General features: G+C 69.5%; 4 protein-coding genes. All 4 read right to left on the bottom strand.

Annotated features, from left to right (window positions below):
* A partial coding sequence (locus H8R17_RS43855; RefSeq protein WP_187828753.1) for a hypothetical protein occupies window positions 1-3,992 on the bottom strand: 3,992 nt, incomplete at its 3' end.
* A gap of 320 nt (window positions 3,993-4,312) precedes the next feature.
* Window positions 4,313-4,702 carry a WXG100 family type VII secretion target gene (locus H8R17_RS43860; protein WP_187828754.1) on the bottom strand — a complete coding sequence of 130 codons (390 nt, stop codon included), beginning with the start codon at window positions 4,700-4,702 and terminating at the stop codon, window positions 4,313-4,315.
* Window positions 4,703-4,759: 57 nt separating this feature from the next.
* Complete coding sequence (locus tag H8R17_RS43865; protein WP_187828755.1) at window positions 4,760-5,221, bottom strand: YbaB/EbfC family nucleoid-associated protein; 462 nt, start codon at window positions 5,219-5,221, stop codon at window positions 4,760-4,762.
* A gap of 379 nt (window positions 5,222-5,600) precedes the next feature.
* Window positions 5,601-6,443, bottom strand: coding sequence for a hypothetical protein (locus H8R17_RS43870; RefSeq protein WP_187828756.1), 843 nt, complete (start codon window positions 6,441-6,443; stop codon window positions 5,601-5,603).
* Between the last annotated feature and the right edge of the window lie 765 nt (window positions 6,444-7,208).

A 7,208-nucleotide genomic window follows, 5' to 3' on the forward strand; every position in this document is an offset into this window, starting at 1 on the left:
GCCCCAAACCGGCGCACCAAATCCTCATGAACCGCCGCCGTCACCGCCGGATCATCAAACTCCGACCCCAACCGCTCCTCACCAGACGGCTGGTGCGTCTCCTCGACGTCGTCCGTCGTGGGCGTGGCGGCCGTGTCGCGCAGTGTCTGGTGGTCCGCGGGCTCCTCGGTGTGGGCCGACGGGTGCTGGGGCCCGGTGACCGGCTCGGTCCGCGCGTCGTTGTGCTCGGCCGGCTGCGTCGGGGTGTCGTGGACGGGCTCCGCCGGCGTCGTGCCGTGCTGTGGGAGTTCGGTGGGCTGCGGCGCCTCCTCATGGGGCTTGTCCAGGTCATCGGCCTGCGGGACCTGGGAGGCCGTCGGCGCTGTGTCGACGCGGGTATCGGCGCGCGATACCGGCGACACTCCGCTGTCATCCGCAGACGGCACCGAGGGTCGGGAGCCTTCCGGGTGAAGCAGGCTTCCCTCGGAGCCGGACTGCGCGGTACCCGACCCCGGCCGCGCGCCATCCCCCTCCGGCGACTGCGCCGCCACATCGTGGCCAGAGCCGCTCGCCGTGTCCTGGTCTTCGAGCTCGCTGAGGTACCGTACAAGGTCGTCGACACTCTCGGGCCGTGGAGCCCGCGAGGCCACCTGAACATGCCTGTCGGTGGGCGGTGCTGTCGACAGTCCGGTGTCGTCCGCATGCGGCGTCACGGGGCGGGGGCGCTCGGGCTGGAGTTGGGAGATCTCCGAGCCGGGCTGCGATGCGGGCGACTCGCTGCGCGTCGGTCCCGTCTGCGGAGACAGCTCCGTGTGTCCTGGGCCGGCCATGTCGCCGGGCTTCGCCAACGGGCCCGAGGGGGCACTGGGAAGGTCCTGGGTCGTGCCCGCGCTCCTGTCCGCGGTCTCCTCGGGCATGTGCGCCGCAGGCAGGTCCTCGAGGTGGGAGGGGGCCGCGGGCGTCATCGAGGGCATGCCCTGCGGCGCCTCGGGCCTGGTGGTGGGCACGATAGGCAGCCCGTCAAGGTCGTCGTCCGTGGACTGGACGTGCTCAGTGGGCTCCTGCCGGAGGAACTCCTGGAACTCCTGCAAGCGCGCCCGTTCCTGCTCGCCCTGTTTGGAAAGGCCCTCCTGGACCAGCCGGTCGAGTCGGCCCCCGGATCCCGAGTCCGACCCCGAGCCTGCCCCCGGACGGTGCGTCCCCGAATCCCGACCCTCGACCTGTTGCTGCAGTTCGCGTCGCAGCGCGGCCATGTTCTCGTCGCGGTTCCGCACCGCGGCCAAGCGCTCCTGCGCCTGCTCCAGCCGCTGCTGAGTCTGTGCGGCGTCAGCCGTCGCACCCGTCCGGCGCTGCTCTGTCAGCTGGGCGCGCAGCCGCGTGACCTCCTGCTCGTGGACATGGACCTGCGCCAGCCGCTGCTGCTCCTGCTTTTGCTGCTGCTGTTCCCGGGCGTGGAGGTACTCCTGCAAGGCCTGCTGAGCCTTGGCCCCATCCTCCGGACTGTTGTTACCGGCGGCCTCCCACTGCTGCTTCAGCTCGGCCTCGCGCGGATCGCTGTGCACATCACCGGCGGGCTCATTGCGCGCCTGATCCTCAAGCCGCCTCTCGCGCAGCCCATCCAGCCGCTGCAGCAAGTCCTCCGGGGTGCCCGTATTCCTCTCCACCGCCGCCTGCTGCTCGGCGTAGGTCTGCTGCGCTTCCTGGGCCCGACGATCCAGGTACTCCTTGAGCGCCTGGTTCGCCTCGTGGCGCTCCTCCGGCGTAGCGTTGGCGGCCGCCTGCTTGAGCTCGCCCAATCGCGGGTCCGCCTCCGACGTGCCGAACCCCTTCGTCCTCATCTGCAGCTCGGCCAGTTGCCGCTCCTGCGGCGTCCAGTTGTTGAGCCTGGCCTGCGCGTAGAGCGCCTGCTTCCGCTCCGCCGGGGTCGCCGCGCTGTCGACGCGCTGATGCAGTTGCTGCTGCTGGTGCGCGTTCAGCTCGTGCAGCGCCTGCGTCAGCTCCTGCGGGCTCGCCGCCGCCGTGAGACGCTTCCACAGTTCCGCCTCCCGCGGATCCTGCGGCGTCCCGCCATGCAACGACACGACCCGCTGCTGCAGGGCCGCGCTCTCCGTCTGCGCCTGAGTATCCGCCCGGGCGTGCAGCTGTTCGGCGAACTTCTGCTGCTGCTCCTCGATCTGACGGTCCGTGTATTCCTTGAGTGCCTGGTCGGCCTGCTGTCGCTCCTCCGGGCTCTGGGCGTTGTCGATCCGCCGGACCAGCTCCTCCCGCTGCGGATCGCTCGCAGGCAACAGCTCCTCACGCACCGCGTTCCGCTGCTGGTCCTCTGACTGCGCAGCCAGATCCCGCCACGCCTGCTCCCGCTCCTCCGGAGTCGCCGCGTTCTCCACCCGCTGCTGCAGTTCCTGGCCGCGCGCATCCGGTGCAACCGGATCCCGCAACGCCTTGTGCCGCCGTTCCAGATCGGCCAAGGCCGTCTCCGCGCGCACACGGTCCTGCTGCGACTGTCGGGCTTGCTGCGCCTCCTCGGGGGATCGAGCCTCCTCTTCCTGCGCGATGATCCGCCGGCGCATCAGGGACTCGGGATCGGACTGCGCCAGCCGGTGGTAGTCCTCCTGCACTTGCTGGTGCAAGTCCAGTTCGCTCTGCAGTCTTTGGCGTGCGGCGGGGTCACTGACCGTGGCCAGCTCGCGGCGCAGCTGCTCCACGCGCCCGTCGTAGAACCGTGGGGTGTTCTCCTCAGCGAGCGCCTCCACCGGAAGGTGACGCTCTACGAAGTCGGTGTACTCCTTGAGCGCGCTGTCCAGCAGTACCGGGTTGCCCGTGCGCTGGGCATGCTCGACCGCGTCCACCCTTGCGTGCCAGGCATCCTCGCGGACCCCCAGCTCACCCAGACGCGAGAACCCGTTCTGCACATGGGCTCGGAAGTCCGCCACCCGCTGATCGAGCAGCTTGTTCTCCACCGACGTCCGGAAATCCTCCAGCCGCTGAGCAGTCCGCCCCCAGTCACCCTTGTCGGCCGCCTCTCGCACCGACTCCGCCAGCGGCCGCCGTTGCTCCTCCGGCAGCCCGGCATTCCGCGCCATCTTGCTGAGCTCATCGACACGCCGCTGCACTTGCTGCCCCGGCGAGGGCGGCTTCCCAGCCTGCGCTGACGGAAGGTCCCTGAACAGCGCCGCTGGCGACGGGTCAGGATACTGCGATTCGTCGAACGCCCTCGGAGCATCCGGCAGGTCGAGCTGCTCCTCCTCCGACGGACGCTCCTCCTCCGATGGACGCCCCCCCTCGGTGGGAGGCCCGCCCTCCGTACGAAGCCCGCTCTCGGTCGGACGCTCCCCCTCGGTGAGATGCTCCCCCTCGGTCGGACGCTCGCCCGGCTTCGACTCCGGCACCTCGGGAAGGTGGAAATCACCTGGGTCCCCCGACAGCGCGCGCTTCATCATCTCGGGGGTGAACGGCTTGATGTCCATGTCGGGCACATTGATGTGCTCCGTGCCACCCTCGCCGTGCAGGCTGTGCCCGTGGCCGATCGCACCGCCCAGCGCGCCTGCGGCGGTGCCCAGTCCGAGGTTCTGCCCGGCGTTGAAGATGAGGTTGTTCAGTTCGGTCGCGCCCAGGCCGGTGAGAGCACCGGTGGTGACGTTGCCGATGAGGGACGTGGCGAACTTCGGGGCCACCAGCCGCATGCCGCGCGACAGCGCCCCGCCGAGCGCCCCGCCGAGCGCGCCCATCTCGAGCGCGCTCACGGTGGACTTCGCATCCCAGTGCTTACGGTCACCCTTGAGGAACTGCAGGGTCTGGGCCGCCGCGTCCATCCCGACCATCATCACCACGGACGACAGGACCGCGTTGAACAGCTCTCGCAGGATCGTCTGGATGGCGAAACGGCCGGCAGTGATCACTGCGGGAATCGCCGCAGAACCGTACAGGGTCGCCGTCAGATACGCGATCTCGGCAGCCATCCACGCCAGTTGCAGGATGATCATGTACTTCGCGTACTCGATCTCCAGCGCCACGTTCTCTGCCAGGGTGGCGAGCTGCTGAGCCGAGTCCGACATGACGGGGAGCGTCGATCTCAACTGGTCGACGAACTCCGAGAACTGCTCCGCCGGAGCCCCTGCCAGGCTCTCGTACGTGTCAGAGGTCGCCGAATCGAGATCACCGGCGAGCTGGTTGATCTCCTGCACCGCCTGATCCCAGACCGCGCCGAGTTGGGCGAGCTTGTCCTCGTTCCCCTGCGGAAAGTCCTGCCCGACGGTGATCTGGGCAATCGGCTCTAGCTCCGGCGGAATCATGATGGCCATGGCTCACACGCCTTCCACCGACACACGAGAGCTCAGGGCCGCGGGGTGCCGTGCGAGCCGCCGGGCGTTCTCGTCTCCTCGGAAGGGCCCGTATAGGTGTCGCCCGAACCACCCAAGCGACGGGCATTGGCCACGTTCTGGTCCTCGGTCTGAGCGAACCCCTTCGCCATGGTCTCCAGGCCGTCGCCCGTGCTGTCCAGCACGTCGACAGTCCCGTTGAGGCCTTTCAACATCTCGTCGCGCGGGTTGAGGTACTGGCTTGCGAATGCCTTCCCCATCGGGTCGTCTCCCCAGCACTCCCCGCACGAGTCCAGTCCCGACTGCAGCCGACCGACAAACTCCCTGAACTGGTCGGAGTACGCACGCACATGGGGAGCGTTTCTCGCCAGCGATTCAGGGTCGACCGCGAAGTAGTCGGACATCGTCAGACCTCATTCTCACGTCGTGCTTTACAGGGAAGAAGGCTTGAGGAGGATCCCTCAGGCGATCGGGGGTCGGCCGATCCGCGGACCGCCCGCCCCCCGACCGGGACGGCCGTGCTCGATGTACTCTCGGACCTCGTCCGGCATCGGCGGGGCATCCGGCAGCAGACCACCGAGGTCGGCCTTGCCCTGCAGGAGATCGCCGGCCGCGATTCCCTCCGGGAGGTGCCCTGACAGCACCTCGGCCACATCCGCCGTGGCCTTGCTCCGCGCCTTCTGGATGGTCGTCAAGAGCAGCTGGGACAACTCCACCGGAGCCATCCGCTTGTACGCGCCCGTGGGGAACGCGATCTCGGTCACCTCGCCCTGCGCGTTGACGGTGACCTTCAGAGCCTGCCGGGGCGCTGTCACACTCGCCTTGACCTCGCGCATCCTGGCCTGCAGCTCGCCGACTTGCGCCCGCTCCCTGCGATAGGCGCCCAGCAGCTCTTCGATGTGCTGGTCGTACGGAGTGGACACCTTGCCTCCTCTCACACCCGGCCCGCTGTGGAGCGCAACCGCGCCCGCATCACGCAGAGCAGAGTCATCGGAGTCAGAGAAGCAGCTTCTGCGAGCCCCGCGAAACGGCCGTCGGCCGGTCTTGACCCAGCGAACATCCAGATCTGCCCGAACGAACAAAGACAGCGGTGGCTTGCTTCACCGTCCGGCAGCCGCCTTGAGCGATGTCGTGCCATGGCCTGGTCGGTTGTAGGGCACGGTCGCCGAGCATCCCGGCTTTGTGGGCCGAACACGACGAAGCTCCCTGCCGCTGCACGGGTGTCAAGCCCGTACGCGGCAAGGAGCTTCTGAGAAACCGACCCAGCCCGAGAGATATCAGCCTCGGGCCACCGCTGGACGGTCAGCCGAGGAAGTCGGAGAAATCGTCACCAGCGCCCCACAGATCGGGCCCCTCCTTCAGCAGATCGGCGATGCCGCGGCTCTTCTCCTCCTCGTCGTCCTCCCCTCGGTCCGCCCCCGCCATCGGGCGCGTGTCGTTCACGGAGCCGGCTTCGTCCGCCTCCGGGGTCGCAACGCCCTCCCCGCAGAGCATTCCTGCGTATCCCTCGGCCATCGGTATCGCATCGGCGGAAGCCTCCTTGGCAGCGGAGCGGTCGGGCCGCCAGGTGGCCAGGCCGGGGCCGGCGACGAGCTCGGCAGACGCCTCGGCCTCCACCCGGGAGTGCGGCAGCAGCCCCAGTCCGGCGGCGAGGACCGCGCCGTCCTCGTCGGCCGCCCACCCCTCTTCGTCGGCCACGGACACCGTAGCGGCCTCGTCGGTTCGCCCGTCCTCGTCGCCACCGATTCCGGCCGCGGACACCGCGCCGTCCTCGTCGGCCCACCCGTCCTCGTCGCTGAGGACGTACTTGGGCAGGTACTCGTCCTCCTCCTCGTCCTCGCTGCCGCGACCGCTGCACGGCCACAACAGAGCTGGGTCAGCGGCCTCCCAGGCGCTGGTGTCCTCCGCGGCGGTGCTGGGAACGACCGCGACGCGGTCCTCCGGCTGCTCGTCCGGCACCCAGCCCGCACCGGACTCCGCGCCGGGGAGGGATGCCCCGCCGGGCGCGGTGCCCTGGGTCTCGCTCGGCAGATCCCCGTTGTCAGGATCGGCCCAGGACGTCTCGTTACCCGACAGCAGCCCCGAAGAGTCCGACCGCTCCTCGCCGCGGTTGGAGGCACCGCCGGGCGTACCGAGCGGCGGCATGGCGCCACCTGCGGAACCCGCTTCCCCGGCAGCCGCCGTCTCGCCGGCACCGGCCTCACCGGCCTCACCGGGCTCACTGACACCAGTGCCTGGCCGCACGGAGGCTCGGTCGCCACCACCGTTCCCTGAGGCCGCCGACGGCACCGAACCCGGGGTCGGAAACAGGATAGGAGCCAGAACCGGAGCCATGGAGGGGTCGTGGTTCTTGGCATCCGTCGATACGGGCGCGATCCCACCGCCATGAGCAACGGTCGGCGGCATCGCTTCACCATCGCCGGGGGCTGCCAGACCAGGACCACCCGCGGCCGCCCCGCCCACCGGCGAGACCTCACCCTCCGCGGGCACCTCCCCGTCGCCCTCCGACCACGGCGTCACCCCGCCCGACAACAAACCGGACGCATCCGACGGCTGCCCCTCCTTCAACGCACCAGCACCAGCACCCGACGACATCGGCGACATCGGCATCATCGGCACACCACCAGCACCAACCGCCGGCGACGCCCCACCGACACCCCCGCCCAACTCACCGGATGGCAACGCCGACGGAGAACCAAGAGACGGCGATTTCAACCCACCAGCACCATCGGCACCACCAGGCAACGACACCCCACCGGCACCCCCGCCCAACTCACCAGGCGGCAACGCCGACGGAGAACCAAGAGACGGCGATTTCAACCCACCAGGCAGATCCAGACCAGGACCACCCGCGGCCGTCCCGCCCACCGGCGAGACCTCACCCTCCGCGGGCACACCCCCACCAGCCCC

Source organism: Streptomyces sp. TRM68367, assembly GCF_014495685.1.
In the GTDB taxonomy this organism is placed as follows: domain Bacteria; phylum Actinomycetota; class Actinomycetes; order Streptomycetales; family Streptomycetaceae; genus Streptomyces.

Coding starts and splice junctions, on each gene's coding strand:
- H8R17_RS43860 (WP_187828754.1), bottom strand. CDS start 4,702: ATGTCCGACTACTTCGCGGTCGACCCTGAATCGCTGGCGAGAAACGCT.
- H8R17_RS43870 (WP_187828756.1), bottom strand. CDS start 6,443: ATGCCGCCGCTCGGTACGCCCGGCGGTGCCTCCAACCGCGGCGAGGAG.